General features: G+C 37.6%; 10 protein-coding genes. All 10 read left to right on the forward strand.

Annotated elements, in window-relative coordinates; all coding sequences use genetic code 11:
- Nucleotides 1-12 precede the first annotated feature (12 nt).
- The 10 genes from QA584_RS12805 to QA584_RS12850 all read left to right on the forward strand — a co-directional run bounded on the left by QA584_RS12805 (nucleotide 13) and on the right by QA584_RS12850 (nucleotide 16094).
- A complete protein-coding gene (locus tag QA584_RS12805; RefSeq protein WP_278274892.1) occupies nucleotides 13-1122 on the forward strand; it encodes an anaerobic sulfatase maturase in 1110 nt (369 codons plus the stop codon).
- Between the two features lie 25 nt (nucleotides 1123-1147).
- On the forward strand, nucleotides 1148-1933 hold the full coding sequence (locus tag QA584_RS12810) for a sulfite exporter TauE/SafE family protein (RefSeq protein ID WP_278274893.1): 786 nt from the start codon (nucleotides 1148-1150) through the stop codon (nucleotides 1931-1933).
- Between the two features lie 73 nt (nucleotides 1934-2006).
- Complete coding sequence (locus QA584_RS12815) at nucleotides 2007-4133, forward strand: methyl-accepting chemotaxis protein (RefSeq protein ID WP_278274894.1); 2127 nt, start codon at nucleotides 2007-2009, stop codon at nucleotides 4131-4133.
- Nucleotides 4134-4333: 200 nt separating this feature from the next.
- Nucleotides 4334-4993 (forward strand): 4Fe-4S binding protein, encoded by a 660-nt coding sequence (locus QA584_RS12820; RefSeq protein ID WP_278274895.1) that lies wholly within the window; start codon nucleotides 4334-4336, stop codon nucleotides 4991-4993.
- 51 nt (nucleotides 4994-5044) lie between these two features.
- Nucleotides 5045-6463, forward strand: a complete 1419-nt coding sequence (locus tag QA584_RS12825; RefSeq protein WP_278274896.1) for a redoxin domain-containing protein — start codon at nucleotides 5045-5047, stop codon at nucleotides 6461-6463.
- Nucleotides 6464-6649: 186 nt separating this feature from the next.
- A complete protein-coding gene (locus tag QA584_RS12830; protein ID WP_278274897.1) occupies nucleotides 6650-7411 on the forward strand; it encodes a MerR family transcriptional regulator in 762 nt (253 codons plus the stop codon).
- A 63-nt stretch (nucleotides 7412-7474) separates the two neighbouring features.
- On the forward strand, nucleotides 7475-8206 hold the full coding sequence (locus QA584_RS12835; protein WP_278274898.1) for an ABC transporter ATP-binding protein: 732 nt from the start codon (nucleotides 7475-7477) through the stop codon (nucleotides 8204-8206).
- Nucleotides 8193-8936 (forward strand): ABC transporter permease, encoded by a 744-nt coding sequence (locus QA584_RS12840; RefSeq protein WP_278274899.1) that lies wholly within the window; start codon nucleotides 8193-8195, stop codon nucleotides 8934-8936. Before QA584_RS12835 ends, QA584_RS12840 begins: the two co-directional genes overlap by 14 nt.
- 163 nt (nucleotides 8937-9099) lie before the next feature.
- On the forward strand, nucleotides 9100-9588 hold the full coding sequence (locus tag QA584_RS12845) for a C-GCAxxG-C-C family protein (protein ID WP_278274900.1): 489 nt from the start codon (nucleotides 9100-9102) through the stop codon (nucleotides 9586-9588).
- 410 nt (nucleotides 9589-9998) lie between these two features.
- Complete coding sequence (locus tag QA584_RS12850) at nucleotides 9999-16094, forward strand: glucoamylase family protein (RefSeq protein WP_278274901.1); 6096 nt, start codon at nucleotides 9999-10001, stop codon at nucleotides 16092-16094.
- Nucleotides 16095-16097 lie beyond the last annotated feature (3 nt).

Genomic DNA, 16097 nt, shown 5'->3' on the forward strand with positions numbered 1-16097 from the left:
AGGAGGGAAAAAGTGCCGCCTATCAGTGTATTAATTAAGCCATCATCAGGTAATTGTAACTTAAGATGTAAATATTGTTTTTACTATGATACCATGTCCAAACGGCAGAATCCTTCTTTTGGGTTTATGACCCATAGCACCCTGGAAGCTGTGATGAAAGAGGTATTAGCCTTTGCAGAAGGGGAATGCTCTATAGCCTATCAGGGAGGAGAACCGACTTTAATTGGTCTGGACTTTTATAAAATGTCAATGGAGCTGCAAGATAAATATAATGTGAATAAAGTAAAAATTCATAATTCTATTCAGACAAACGGTTACTCAATGAACAAGGCCTGGGCCGAATTTTTTGTTAAACATCATTTCCTGGTTGGTTTGTCCCTTGACGGTATATCTAAAGTTCATGACTATTACAGAATAAATGACAGAGGTGAAGGAAGCTTTCATCAGGTAATGGAGACAATTAATCTGTTCAGAAAACACGGGGTAGAATTTAATATTTTATCAGTTGTAACTGGTAAATCAGCTTTAGACATAAAACGCAATTATGAGTTCTATAAACGGCACGGTCTAAAATTTCTTCAATTTATTGCATGCCTTGATCCAATGGGAGAAGAACCGGGTAAAAGAGAATATTCTCTTACCCCGGAAGTCTACGGAGAATTTTTAATACAATTATTCCAGTTATGGTTTCAGGATTTACAAACGGGGGAACAGCCCTATATACGCCAATTTGAGAATTATATCTCCATTTTACTCGGGCTACCGCCAGAATCCTGTGATATGCGGGGAACTTGCGGAAAACAGTATGTTGTCGAAGCAAACGGATCCGTTTATCCCTGCGATTTTTATGCAATGGAGCAGTATTGTATTGGTAATTTATGTGAAAACAGTATACCAGAGATAGATGAGGCAAGAAAAAAGTCTGGCTTTCTCGAACAATCTCAGTCTCATCATGTAAGATGCAGGGTATGTAAGTATTATTTCATATGCCGAAGCGGCTGCCGCAGAAACCGTCTGGACACAGAACCATATGAACAGTATTTCTGTAAATCTTATCAAATGTTCTTTGAAGCCTGCCTTCCAAAGATGTCTGAGATAGCGCTGCAAATACAAAGAAAATAATACAGTACAGATAGGAGAAACATATATGTATCTTATATTTTTCCTGATTTGCTTTATTGCATCCGCTATTGGTGCAATTTGCGGAATAGGAGGGGGAATTATTATCAAGCCGGCACTGGATGCTTCTGGTGCAATGAGTGTGGCGGCAATTAGCTTTTTATCCGGTTGTACCGTGCTTTCTATGACCAGTTATACCGTTATCAGGACAAAGCTTGAAGGTGCCTCAAAGATTAATATGAAAACCGGAACACCGTTAGCGATTGGGGCCGCTTTTGGCGGGATAGCAGGAAAAGTATTATTTGAAGGTCTCTTGGCTGCATTTCCTGATAAAAGCAGGATTGGCGTCATTCAGTCAGTATGTTTGTTAATCATTACAATTGGGACTTTAGGTTACGCTTTGAACCGGTCAGGTATTAAAACCTATCAAATGGAGAATATGCCGATCTGTTTAGTCTTAGGCAGTATATTAGGGCTTTTGTCTTCTTTCTTAGGAATTGGAGGTGGCCCTGTTAATCTGGTTATTTTATACTATTTCTTTTCCATGTCTACAAAGGTGGCAGCAGAAAATTCTTTATATATTATTTTGTTTTCACAGGTCACAAGTCTCGTAAGTACCTTATGTTCCGGGAATGTGCCCCGGTTCCAGCCTGGTTTGCTGATACTTATGATAGCGGCAGGTATTTCAGGCGGTATATGCGGAAGACTGATTAATAAAAAAATAAACGATAAGCTTGTAGATCATTTATCAGTTTTTATTATGGTCGTCCTAATTGGTATCAATATATATAATATATGGAAATTTATTCATTGACCTAAAATAAAATACATAAAAAACGAGTTATAAGGAATCTTAACACCTTTACATTACAAAGGAGAAAAATGATATGTTAAAATTGGGAGCTAAGTATCAAGTTAAGGGGAAACAAAAAAATAGTCTAATAAAGGACAAAGATACAAAAGTTATAAGGAATGGTTTTACCTCAATGTTGCTTTCTGCATCCATACGGGTAAAGCTGATCGTTTCCTTTTTGGTTCCGATAATCTTTATTCTTATTCTTGGAGCAGCCTCTTTTAATAAAGCAGCCCAGGGAATTCGCAGCAGTTATGAGCAATCCGCCAGTCAGGCGGTTAATATGACAACCCAGTATTTAAAATTGGGGGTTAATTCCATAAAAACCTTATCCACTCAGTATATAAATGATAATGAAACAAATGAATATTTCTTTGGGTTTTACAGTCAAGATGCCTTGGAAAGTAGCAGTTTTCTCAGAAATCAGAATAGTTCTGCTATGACAAAAACCTCTTCGGATGATTTTATATCTAATATCAGTATCCTGTCCGATAAGGTGAACTCAATAACTACTTTAAAGTCCCAGGCAGATCCTATCTGTGCAGGCTTTTTTGATACAGAGTTTGGCAGGAAGGTAAATGGTTCTAAAGATTCTTATTGGGTCGGAAGCAATACATATCTGGACGAAAAACTGGGAACAGATTCTGAGAGTTATTCCTTAAGACTAATCAGAAACTTTGCAGGAGCGGAAGCCTTGATTGTTATAGATATGGATATCAGTGCGGTACAGGATATATTAAAAAGTATTAATTTTGATAAAACCGGTATCATTGGATTGGTGACAGGTGATGGAAAAGAGATAATTTCAGGTAGTCAGGATAAAAATAAAAAAGCCATATTTACGGATAAGGATTTTTATAAGAAGTCAGTCTCTTCTAAAGATACCAGTAAAGCATATTATGTAAAAATTAATGGTAAAGAGAATTTATATATCTATTCTAAACTTGGAGATACGGGTGCCATGGTCTGTGCTGTCATACCAAAAAGTACCATCCTGGGTCAGGCGGACGGTATTAAGAATCTTACCGTCATTATTGTGATTATAGCCTGTATCCTTGCGGTCTTTACCGGATTGTTTATTTCAACCGGTATTGACAAAACAATAAAAAGTATTATATCAAATTTAAAAAAGGCGGCAGGCGGCGACTTGACAGTAGATTTTAGTATGAAACGAAAGGATGAATTCAAGGTTCTGGCAGACGAAATCAATCATACTTTCTCTAATATGAAGTTGTTAATTGGTCAGGTAAAGGGTATGAGCGGTGACGTTTCCGTAGCTTCTACGGATGTTACAAAAACTTCCGAAGCATTTTTAAAGACAACCCAGGATATATCAACAGCTATGAATGATATTGAAAGAGGGGTCATGCAGCAGGCCGAGGATGCGGAGGAATGCTTAAAACAAATGGATAAGCTCTCTAATAAGATTATGCAGATGAGTGAGAATACCGGTGAAATAGGAAAAATAGCAGAAGGTACCAAAAAACGTATTCAGGAAGGAACCGTAGTAACCGGAGAACTGACTTTGCAGACCAAGTCAACGATTTCGATTACAACGGATATTGTAAGGGGAATCGAAGAACTGAATCAGAAATCTATGTCAATTGATTCAATTATTAATGTTATCAATGAAATTTCAAGCCAGACAAATCTTCTTTCACTGAATGCTTCCATTGAGGCTGCAAGAGCCGGTGAAGTGGGTAAGGGTTTTGCGGTTGTAGCAGATGAAATCAGAAAACTTGCTGAACAGACGAGACACTCGGTAAATGATATCAGAGACATAATAGAATCCATTCAAGGTAATACCATGGAGCTTGTAAAATCGGCTAAAAGCGCTGAAAATGTATTAGTGCTTCAGGATATGGCAGTGAAGAATACGGCAGAATCCTATCAGGGTATAAATAATAGTGTAGATAATCTCATGATCCACTTAAAAAGTATCATAGAAAATGTAAATAACATAGAAGAAGCAAGGACAAGTACTTTGGGAGCCATTGAAAACATATCAGCAGTTCTGGAAGAAATAGCTGCATCCAGTAATAATGTGAATCAAATTTCAAGTAACCAGCTCCAGTCCGTGGAATCACTGAATCAATCGGCGGGTCAATTGAATCAGAATTCAGAACAGCTGGTAATGGAAGTACAGCGGTTTACCGTATAGGATTTCATTTAATAAAAAGTTAAGGCGGTTTTTATTTAAAAGCGGCTTTAACTTTTTTTATTTTAACCGGATAGATGTGATAAAGTCACAGATAAAAAACTCGGAACTGTTATAATGATATAAAACAGTAGCAATAACCAATGTTTTTGTAACTTATATTAATAGGGTTATCTGCTAAACTATCAAATGGAGAGTGTGTTGTGAAGAAAGTATTTATATTCTGGAAGAAGTATTCGTTTATTCTGCTAATTGCATTTGTGACCTTAAGTTTGTTGGATCTGCGTTTTGCGTTACTGGCAATTATCTGTATGCTGGCACCTGCTGTTGTAGCTATCTTTAAAGGAAGATACTGGTGCGGAAACCTCTGTCCAAGAGGCAATTTTTATGATAATATAATCAGTAAGATCAGTAACAATAAAAAGGTACCAAAGTTTTTAAAATCCCCTGGTTTCCGGGCATTTATGTTTTTATTTATGATGACGATGTTTACTTTGGGAATTAAAAAAAATTGGGGTAATCCTTATGGAATTGGAATGGTATTTTACCGTATCATAGTGATAACTACGATTGTAGGAGTTATATTATCCTTATTCTATAACAGTAGGACCTGGTGTAATTTCTGCCCCATGGGAACCTTAGCTTCGGTAATCTCAAAATTCAGAAAGAATAAAAAAGTTTTGCAAGTATCTTCTCATTGTGTTTCCTGTAAATTATGTGAGAAAAAATGCTCATTGGGTATCGTTCCTTATGAATACAAAGGAAATGCCTTAAGCCACCCAGATTGCATTCAGTGCGGAAAATGTGTTACAATATGTCCGAAAAATGCAATCGGATATGAAGTGACGGCTACCTGTAAATAAAGTGAAATTAATATACCTGTTAACCTTGATTAAAAAGATAGGAGATGAATTATGTTTGTAAATATTGTGGTGTCCCAGCATGTAAGTTTTATCCTTGTATTTTTAGAGGGTATTCTATCCTTTTTTTCACCCTGCGTTATTCCCTTAATACCTGTTTATATGAGTTATTTGGCTGGTAATGCGAAAAAGGTGGGAGAAAATGGTGAGATTTTATATGGCCGGAAAAAAGTATTTCTCCACACAGTCTTTTTTGTAATTGGCATTTCCTTTGCTTTTTTCATCCTAGGTATGTCCTTTACGGTCCTTGGCAATTTTTTTAATCATAATAAAATCTTCTTTATCAGAGTCAGCGGAATATTAATCGTACTTTTAGGGCTGTTTCAGCTTGGTGTATTAGACTTTTCCTTTTTACAAAAAGAACGTAAGCTGCACCTTAATTTAACCGATAAAAAAGTCAATCCATTTATAGCACTTGTCCTTGGATTTACCTTTAGCTTTGCCTGGACACCCTGTATTGGACCTGCACTTTCTTCTGTTCTGATTATGGCTTCCGGAGCGAAAACGGCGGTAACGGGATATCTGCTGGTGTTAATATATGCCCTGGGTTTTGTTCTGCCGTTTCTATTGCTTGGATTATTTACCACTCAGGCATTAGAGTTTTTAAAATCGAAACAAAAACTCCTTAAGTATACCATTAAGGCCGGTGGTATTATACTTATTCTTATGGGTATTATGACCTTTACCGGCTGGATGAATGGGGTTTCGAGTTATTTGAATTCTATCAGTAATAATCAACAGAGAGGTTCCCAAACAGATACTAACATTAAGGACGAGGGAGAAGCTTCAGGAGAAACAGATTCTTCTATGGATAATCAAAATACTGATAATAATCAATCCGATACCGATACTGGTGTAACAGGGAATGATACCAGAGAAAATTCCTCAGAAGAAACATCAGATCGTACCTCGAACGAAACAGCAGAGGATTCATCAACGGATGCCTCGGAAGCTGCACCGATTCCTGCCTTTGATTTTACTCTTAAGGATCAATACGGGGAGGAACACACTCTTTCTGATTACAAGGGAAAAGTTGTGTTTTTAAACTTCTGGGCGACCTGGTGTCCGCCTTGTAAAGAGGAGATGCCCCATATTGAAGAGTTGTATCAAGAATATAATTTAAATCAGGATGAGGTGGTATTTTTAGGAGTAACGAATCCAAAGAGTGAGAAGTATCCTTATAACCAGGATGAAAAGAAAGAGGATATTATTTCATTCTTAGATAAGAATGAGTATACCTTCCCAACGGTTTTTGATGAAACCGGGGAAATCTTACAAAATTACAGTATTACTGCCTTTCCGACTACATTTATGATTGATAAGGATGGTAATGTCTTTGGATATGTTCCGGGTAAAATGACAAAGGATATTATGAAGAATGTTATTGATCAAACGTTACAAGGAGCAAAATAGATATGGTGTGAATGCTACAATAAGAAAACCCTCCATTAAAACACCAGACTTTATATGAGTGTTAGGATAGAAGTATAGCACAAGTTATCAAGCGTACAATATAAGCAAAAAATTGGGAAAGTGATAAATACAATGACAACTTGCGCTCTAGTTCTGACTATAAATCGTCAACAGATGGGAGTTAACATGAACACCTACAAAACCTCTGAAATCGCACGCCGTATTGGCATACACCCCAATACGGTGCGGCTCTATGAAGAACTTGAATTGATTTCAAAACCAGCACGCAAAGAAAATGGTTATCGCGTATTTACAGAATTTCATTTGGAGCAGATTAAATTTGCAAGAATATCTTTACAAGTAGAGGTACTGCAAAATGGACTAAGGAAACAGGCTATTACTATCATTAAAACTTCGGCTCTTGGGCATTTTGACAAGGCGATTTCTTTAGCGGAGCAGTATTTTCAGCAGATTAAAAATGAGCAGAAAGATGCTGAAGATGCCATTTTGATAACTGAGAATCTGTTATACCGGGATAATCAGGAAGAGGAGACCCTATATTTAACCAGAAAAGAAGCTGCCAATTATCTGCAACTCTCAATTGATGCTATAAGAAATTGGGAAATGAACGGTTTGCTTACTGTTAAGCGGAAACAAAATGGTTACCGCATATATAATGGTGATGATATCCGCAGACTTAAAATTATACGCTGCCTGCGGAGGGCTAATTATTCTCTTTCAGCAATTTTGCGAATGCTTAATACCCTGACAGAAAATAAAGAAGTAAACCTGCGTCAGATCATTGATACTCCAAAGGACAAGGAAGATATTATTTCAGTATGCGATAAACTGATAACCTCCTTAAAGCAGGCAGAACAAAATGCAGCAGTCATGATCAAAATGCTGCAACAAATGAAAATTCAATTTAAAGAAAACCCTACACTTTAACACCAGACTTTGTTCTGGTGTTATTCTTTTTATGCAAAGAAAAAAGCAGGAGGGAATAATGACATGGAAACAACCATTGAGGTAAAAAACCTAAGTAAATCCTATGGTCGTATCAAAGCAGCGGAGAATCTGAATATCTCCGTTAACCGTGGAGAGGCGTTTGGTTTGTTAGGAGCAAATGGTGCAGGTAAAAGCACTACAATCGAATGTATTTTAGGTACGAAAAAGCAAGATAAGGGAACTATATCCTTATTAGGAATGAATCCCCTGACTGATCGGAAAAAGTTATTTGAACAGGTGGGGGTTCAGTTCCAGGAAACGAATTACCAGGATAAAATAAAGGTAGCAGAATTATGCCAGGTTACGTCAGCCCTTTATAAAACATCGTTAGATTATATTACTTTGCTGGAGCAATTTGGACTATCGAAAAAGTTTAAGAATTATGTAAGTGAACTTTCGGGAGGTCAGAGACAACGCTTATTCCTTGTATTGGCACTGATTCCAAATCCTAAAATCTTATTCTTAGATGAGCTGACCACTGGTTTGGATGTGAAAGCAAGACGAGAGGTATGGAATAGACTGGTTACCTTAAAAGAGAAAGGAATTACCATATTTTTAGCCTCCCATTACCTGGAAGAGATAGAAATACTTTGTGACAGAATTATGATTTTAAAAAAGGGTGAATCTATTTTCGAGGGAACTGTTAAAGAAGCAATAGCTTTAAGTCCATATGAAAAACTAGAAGACGCATATCTTTGGTACACAGACGAGGAGGATGAAAATGAAAGCCTTTAAAGCCTTACTGAAAACAGAAATCAAGTTATCCCTTCGGGGAATGGACATGTTTATTTTTGCAATCTGCATGCCGGTTGCAGTTATTTTGATTTTGGGGGCGGTGTTTGGAGATAAGCCTGCTTTTGAGGGTGCAGATTACACCTTTTTAGCCCAATCTTTTGGTGCGGTGTCAACGATTGCCATATGTGCCGGAGGTGTGATGGGGTTACCGTTAGTTGTATCTGATTACCGGAGTAGAAGAATTTTAAAACGGTTTAAGATAACGCCTACTAGTCCTGTTCTGATTCTGGCAGTGCAGATTGTTATTTATGCTATTTATTCAGTTGCATCACTTATTTTAATTTATTTGGTTGGCAGATTCTTTTTTGGTTATCACTTACAAGGTTCCTGGTTTCATTTTTTGGGTGCATATTTGCTGGTCATGTTGTCTATATTCAGTATCGGAGTATTAGTCGGCGGAGTAGCACCAAATACGAAAATAGCAAGCGCTGCTGCCAGTCTGCTGTATTTCCCAATGCTTATCTTTTCAGGAGCTACACTGCCTTATGAAGTGATGCCTTTAGCACTCCAAAAAGCAGCGGATTTTATGCCTCTGACACAAGGGATAAAACTTCTGAAAGCAGCTTCCCTGGGAGAACCTATTGAAATTGTATTCCTGCCAGTACTTGTAATGGTAATTATTGCAGTGTTATGTGTAACGGTTTCTCTTCGTTTTTTTAAGTGGGAATAAGGAAGCGAAGGTATCAATATTTTTAAAGCGGGCTAAAGTTATTGCTATTTCTATTTATTATCTGTTAAGATATAGAAAGGAAAATTGTTTAGAATCACATTGCGATAAAAAATAAATCCATAAGAATTACATTAAAAAGAAACAGAAAGTCTGGAGGATAATAATGGATATAGAACCAAAAATAATGGAAAAATCACATTCAGAGCTTGCAAAGGATTATTTTAAAGAAGGTTACAATTGTTCACAGGCAGTGTTTTTGGCGTTTTGTGAGGAACTTAATATGGATTTTGAGACTGCCGCAAAGCTTTCTTCTTCCTTTGGGGGTGGAATGGGAAGGTTAAGGGAAGTGTGCGGGGCAGTATCTGGGATGTTTATGGTTGCTGGCATGATTTATGGTTATACAGATCCCAAAGATCAAAAGACAAAAGCAGAACATTATGAAAGAATCCAATATCTTGCCAGGGAATTTACGGAGAAAAACCATTCTATCATATGCCGGGAATTATTAGGCTTAAAAGACGGTATAGATAGTCCGGTGCCTGAGGCTAGAACGGCAGAGTATTATAAGAAAAGGCCTTGTGCTGAACTTGTCGGTATTGCGGCTGATATTATGGAAAAGTATCTGTCAGAACATAGTGTAGAAAGCTTGTAGTCAATAGCTGCATGGATAAATGAGAGCAAACAGTTTATGGAGGAGTCATTACGGATTACGAAAAGCTTAAGTAATTCCAGGTACTGATTTTCTATACAACAACTGAATAAGGCAGGTATTAGAGCCGATAACTGTTAGTAAATTCACGGTTATGGGCTTTTTTTTTATTTTATGAAAGTTCTCTAAACTATTCTGTAAAATAAAAAGCATTCCGCTCAGGCGCGGGGACTGTTGCAAATCAAAGAATAAATTACACCAGCTTCGTTAATACTAGATTACAGTCAAAACTTAAGAAATGATAAGATAATTAATTATGTAATTATTTTGTCAAGTTATCCGCAGTAATAAAATTATGCAGAAAATCAAAAAATATACGATTTTGAATCACGTAAATGAAGGAAGTGGTAACTATGTTTTTAAGCACACTAGAAGTAATCGTTGATGATGTGGTAAATTTGCCGGTGGGATTTAAAATCGCACTTTTATTAATTGTATTGCTATGCATTTTGTCTATAATGTATTACCGTTTTACACAGTTTAAAAGAAAAATAAATTTGCTGACGGAACTTACAGGCAATAAAGAAGTTGTAGGGCAGAAAGACTGGATTCTTCAGATGGTAGAACTTGCCAAAATTCATAAACAGGTAAAGACTGCCCAATATAATTTTGTCCTGGGAGATTATAATAAAGCTGCTTACAAAAAGCTGAACCGGATACGGAATAATGTATCTGAAATCTCAGCTGATATCATTACTATGATACCTGCCGCCCGCTGGTTATTTGATAATTTCCAGATGATGTACCGGGAAATAAAAAAAGTCAGAGTCTCCGGTACAAGTTATGAAGTACTGCCAATACTTAGGACAAGGGAATACCGCGGATTCCCAAGAATTTATGTTGTAGCGAAAAAGATGGTGGCTTTATCCGGTGGACATTTGGATGAGACCAATATCTCTATTATGATTCATGCATATCAAAAAGAGATTTCGTTAACGGATAAGGAGTTATGGGTTCTGCCTGAAATGATAGGTTTTTGTCTGTTAGAGAGCATTATTGAAGTAGCAGAAGACATTGTCCGTATTATAAAGGTAAAATCAAAGGCGGATCGGTTTGTAAAGGAAAAGCTGGCGGATAAACAGGGAATAGCAGATATGAATGAACTACTTACGGAGCTGGATTCTGATTGCAGACATAATTATTCATTCCACGCCCAGGTCATATATTTGTTAAAAAGTATGTCCTTTGATGAAGAGGCAATCAAACAGTATTTAGCTTATCATTTCAAAGGAAACGGTAAGCGTGTCATGCCGTCAAAGGTCTTTTTAGAAGAGGGAAAGCTTGAGTCATATCTTGAATCTAACATTCATTCCCTTATTGTCAGCTTAAGAGAAATCAACGAAGTGGACGATGAAAAGTTTTTTGAGGAGTTTTCCAATTTAGAGCGGATTCTGTCAAAAGATCCGGCAGGGGTCTATAAAACCATGGATTCTGAGAGTCGGGGAATTTATCGCGGAGAAATCGTAAAACTTTCTCATAAATATAAGATCGAAGAAGTAGATATAGCAGAAGCCTGCTTAGAACTTGCCACTGAGGGAACGGAAGGTTTAAACTGTTCCCATCATGTTGGCGCATATCTAATTGAGAAGGGCTTCCCGTTATTAAAAGCAAAAATACTTGGTAAACCAATAAAAAATCCCATAAGAGATAAGAAGAATATCAAAGGGTTCTTATATTTTCTGAGTGCCTTCCTGATTCTGTTTATCTTTAGTGCTTTTATTGTTTATATGATGAAAGACCTGGGAAAAATCAACAATCATCTTTCATATGTCATAATTTTATTCGTCGCTTTTCCGCTCCTAATGGGAATAGCCCTTGAAATTACTAATCATATATTTACCAGAAGGCTGCCGGTTAAAAAAATCCCTTCCCTGGATTATTTTAAGGAGATTCCGGATAGTGCGAGGACCTTTCTTGTTATGCCGGTTTTGGTTAATTCAAAAGAACAGTGCCTGGAATACATGGACCGGCTGGAACGGCATTATCTGGCTAATAGACAGCCAAATTTATACTTTGCCCTTCTGGTGGATTTTGAAGATGCAAAGGAACTAACCATACCAAAAGATAAGGTTCTTAAAAATACACTTATTAATAAGTTACAGGAACTTAATACCCGCTACCCCTCTGCCCAGAAACGGTTCTCTTTGTTTATCCGGTGTCGGAAATGGAATGAGTCGGAGGGCTGCTACATGGGATGGGAACGTAAAAGAGGCAAACTGGAGGAATTTAATAATTTACTCCATGGAGTAAAAAAAGAGGATACTACGTTTACTACTCTTTTATGTGACGAGCAGATCCTTGAAACCTTTACCTATGTAATTACCTTAGATGCTGACTCCAATCTTATCCGTGACAACGGGGCTAAATTAGTAGGGCTTATCGATCATCCCCTGAACAAACCGGTAATGGATTCAGAAGGAAAGAGAGTAATGGAAGGCTACGCTATTATCCAGCCTACAATCAGAAATCATATTGTTGATAAGTTAAGCAGCAGATTTCCTGAAATCTTTGGGGGAGAATCAGGCTTAAGCCATTACTCCATTGTTATTTCCGATATTTATCAGGATATATTTAAAGAAGGAATTTATACGGGTAAAGGTATTTATCATGTAGACACCTTTCACCAAATTTTAAATAATACAATTCCCGAAAACAGCATATTAAGCCATGACCTTTTAGAAAGCTGCTATGTAAGAACAGCTTTTTCGAGTTCTGTTAAAATCATGGATACTTTTCCGACCAGCGTACTTTCCTATGTAAGCCGGGAGCACAGATGGATTCGGGGGGATTGGCAGCTTGTGCCCTGGCTGTTTAAGACAAAGGTTTTAAATGGGATATCCCTTAATGCAATATCCAAATGGAAAATACTTGATAATTTAAGGCGCAGCTTAGTACCCATAAGCAAGACCCTGTTTATTATACTAAATCTTGCAATTATGCCAAAAATCTATTATTTGTGGCTACCCTTCGTATTTTTTTCCGACCTGTTGAATCTCATTATTTTGCTATTGGCAGTATGGATGCAGAAGATGAAACGACCAATGCTTGCCATAGTTTACAAAAGATTACTAAGAGAAATCAAATTAATGTTTGAACGGGCATATTTAGAACTGGTGCTTACCCCCTACCGGGCGTATACTGCCCTGGATGCCATTATCAGAACCCTGTACCGGGTCTATGTAAGTAAGAAAAATCTGTTGAAATGGAAAGCCTCGGAACTTGTAGATGCTTCCATTAAAAACACGAAAAAAGGATATTTTTTAACCATGTGGAGTTCCTTTATTCCAGTGGTACTTTTAATTGGTCTTATCGTCTTTAAGGAACTGCACCTGTTAGGGACTCTTTTATATAGCTTGGTAATCGTATCCTGGGGGGCTTCCTTTTATCTGGCCTTTTGGATCAGTCTGCCAAGAAAACAGTCCGCACCTCTAACCCAAACAGGGGATAAAGACCTGCTCCTTGAGACTGCAAGAAGAACCTGGTTGTTTTTTAAAGACCACTCCACTAAGGGAAATAACTGGCTTTGCCCCGATAATCATCAAATTGCTTATGTAGAAAAAGTCAGTGATAAGACTTCCCCAACCAATATCGGACTTCAATTTCTAGCTATTCTTTCCGCCAGGGATTTTGGTTTTGAAACCTTAAGTGCAACCCTTGGAATGCTGGAAAACTTAATGGAGACCGTAATTAAACTTCCGAAGTGGAAGGGGCATCTATACAATTGGTATAATATATACACATTAAAAGTACTAAGTCCCGAATATATCTCTACGGTAGACAGCGGAAACTTCCTGGGTCATCTGATTGCTCTAAAAAACGGTCTGACTGGATTGATGGACGAACCGGTATATAAAGAAAGCCTTCTTTCTGAGATACGCTACTCCATGAGGCTTTTAAACAGTGAGCTGGTTTTAAAGGAAGACTATGAGACGGTAGGGGACTTTATCAAAGATATTACAACAATTAAAGATTACTTAATTGACAGAGAGCAGCTTCCCCATGAAAATCTGGCCTGGACCAGGGAACTGTTAAAAAATATGGAATTAATAATTAATGAAGCAGATCATCTTAAGCTAAAAGATATTTCCTTTTCTTTAAAACCATCGTTAAAAATGCTGGAGTTAAGAGGAAATGACAGCGCTAAAGCTATGGTTGAAAGGCTTTTAACACTAGTAAAAAAGATAGATTCGATTCTCTTGGAGGCAGAGTTTAATTTCTTGTACAATGAAAAAAGGATGCTCTTTCATATCGGCTATCATGTATCCTCTGGGACCATTGATAAAGGCTGCTATGACTTAATGGCTTCTGAATCCTCCCTTACAAGTCTTATAGCGGTAGCAAGAGGCGAGGTGTCTTTAAAACATTGGCATAAGCTGGGCAGACCTCTAACAATGGTAAAAGGGATTCCCTGTTTTGTTTCCTGGAGCGGTACTATGTTTGAATATCTTTTACCGAACCTGATTATGCGGGAATATAAAGGCTCTGTATTTGCTGAAACCTCTAAAGCCGCCGTGTTGCAGCATATAAAATATGCCAGACGTGTGGGAATTCCCTGGGGTATTTCCGAATCACAATATTATCGGTTTGACTTAGATTCCAATTATCAGTACCGGGCTTTTGGTGTTCCCAAGTTAAGACTCCAGCCTGCACGTAAAAACTCTCTGGTAGTAGCGCCGTATGCTACTATGCTGGCTCTTGATTATGCCGGAGAGGAATGCGTAACCAATCTTAGAAAAATATCGGATTTAGGAGCTTTTGGTGTTTACGGCTACTATGAAGCAATTGATTTTAACAGTCCGGATTCCATGAATATGACGCCCTACTGTATTGTTAAATCCTACATGGCTCATCATCAGGGGATGAATCTGGTAGCCATCAATAACTTTTTAAATGATGGCATTATGAGAAAAAGATTTCATTCGGAACCAATTATTAAGGCAGCAGAAGCCATGCTTGAGGAGAAACGGCAGTCCTATTTAATCTCTATTGCAAAACGAGGTTATACCATTAAGATGGGCAAAATGAATTTTAAGGAAGACATCGTCAGCAACCGTTATGTAAATGGTGCAGCACCTAAAATACCCGTTGCCGGATACTTCTCCAATAATAAATATGCCCTTATGATTACCTCAGATGGAGATGGATTCAGCAATTACAAAGATATGATGCTTTACCGCTGGCGGGCAGATCTATATGCCAATACTGGTAATTATATCTATATTAAAGATATCAAGGAGAGCAGGGTTTGGAGTGCTGCTTTTCATCCTACCAAAGCCGAGCCGGAGGAATACCAGGTAGTCTTTTCCCCTCATCAGGCAGAATTTAAAAGAACCGATGGTGATATATCAGCACACACAACCGTTAGCTTATCCCCGGATCATAACCTGGAAATCCGCAAAGTGAAACTAACCAATAATGGAAAAGAGTCAAAACAGCTTGAAATCACCAGCTATCTGGAAGTGGTAGGAGACAGTTATCTGGCAGAGCTAAGCCATCCTGCCTTTAATAAGCTTTTTATTGAAAGTGAATTTATAAAAGAACAATCTGTCTTCTTATCCAGAAGACGAGGCAGTAAAGGGGAAGGAAGTCCGTATATCATGCACATGGTAAAACCTGGTGTAAAACCGGTAAAAAGCGTGGAATACGAAAATGACAGACTTAAGTTTATTGGCAGGAACAACACGCTGCAAAACCCAGAGGCAGTAGTTAATAGTATCTCTTTATCTAATAATACCGGTTTTTGTAATGATCCCATTATGAGCCTTAGGGTAACTATAGCGTTAGGACCGGAAGAGAGTGCCTGTGTATCCTTTATTACCGGAGTATGTGAAAACAAAGAAGAGGCTGTAAAAATAAGCGAAGAGTTAAGTGTCGCCTACCGGATTGACGATATATTTGAAAAATTCCGGTTACAAAGCGAGATTGAGCTTAAATATCTGGATATTACAAGACCACAGTTAAATGCCTTCCAGGATTTAATCAGTCCCATTTTTTATCCCTCTAGTTATTATAGAGGACCGGCAGAAAATATACGAAGGAATTGGAAAAATCAGAGTTTCTTATGGAAATTTGGTGTCTCGGGAGATAATCCCATTATGCTTTTAAGGGTGAAATCCATTGAAGACGAAAGCATTATTAAGAACGTACTAAAAGCCTATGAATATCTGAGAATTAATCGGGTTAAGGTGGATCTTATTATACTAAGCGAAGGTAAATACGGATATATGCAGGAACTAACGGATTTATTAAATGATATGACCAGTTCTCTTCGGGTCTATGATGAAAACCGGGAAAGACCCAGCCTTTTTATTCTTCATTCCTATCAAATGACTCCGGCAGAACTGGATTTATTGTTTACGGTAGCAAGGGTGGTTTTCTCGGAAAGAACAGGCATATTCTTTAGAAATATCAAGCAGAATGTCCAGGAAATTGATACGGAAGATTATTAGGCT

This window comes from Anaerocolumna sp. AGMB13025 (assembly GCF_029689925.1).
Taxonomy (GTDB): domain Bacteria; phylum Bacillota; class Clostridia; order Lachnospirales; family Lachnospiraceae; genus Anaerocolumna.

Bases quoted from the DNA above. Each gene is read 5' to 3' on its own strand.
- QA584_RS12835 (WP_278274898.1), top strand. From the start codon at position 7,475: ATGGAAACAACCATTGAGGTAAAAAACCTAAGTAAATCCTATGGTCGT.
- QA584_RS12840 (WP_278274899.1), top strand. From the start codon at position 8,193: ATGAAAGCCTTTAAAGCCTTACTGAAAACAGAAATCAAGTTATCCCTT.
- QA584_RS12850 (WP_278274901.1), top strand. From the start codon at position 9,999: ATGTTTTTAAGCACACTAGAAGTAATCGTTGATGATGTGGTAAATTTG.
- QA584_RS12810 (WP_278274893.1), top strand. From the start codon at position 1,148: ATGTATCTTATATTTTTCCTGATTTGCTTTATTGCATCCGCTATTGGT.
- QA584_RS12830 (WP_278274897.1), top strand. From the start codon at position 6,650: ATGAACACCTACAAAACCTCTGAAATCGCACGCCGTATTGGCATACAC.
- QA584_RS12825 (WP_278274896.1), top strand. From the start codon at position 5,045: ATGTTTGTAAATATTGTGGTGTCCCAGCATGTAAGTTTTATCCTTGTA.
- QA584_RS12815 (WP_278274894.1), top strand. From the start codon at position 2,007: ATGTTAAAATTGGGAGCTAAGTATCAAGTTAAGGGGAAACAAAAAAAT.
- QA584_RS12845 (WP_278274900.1), top strand. From the start codon at position 9,100: ATGGATATAGAACCAAAAATAATGGAAAAATCACATTCAGAGCTTGCA.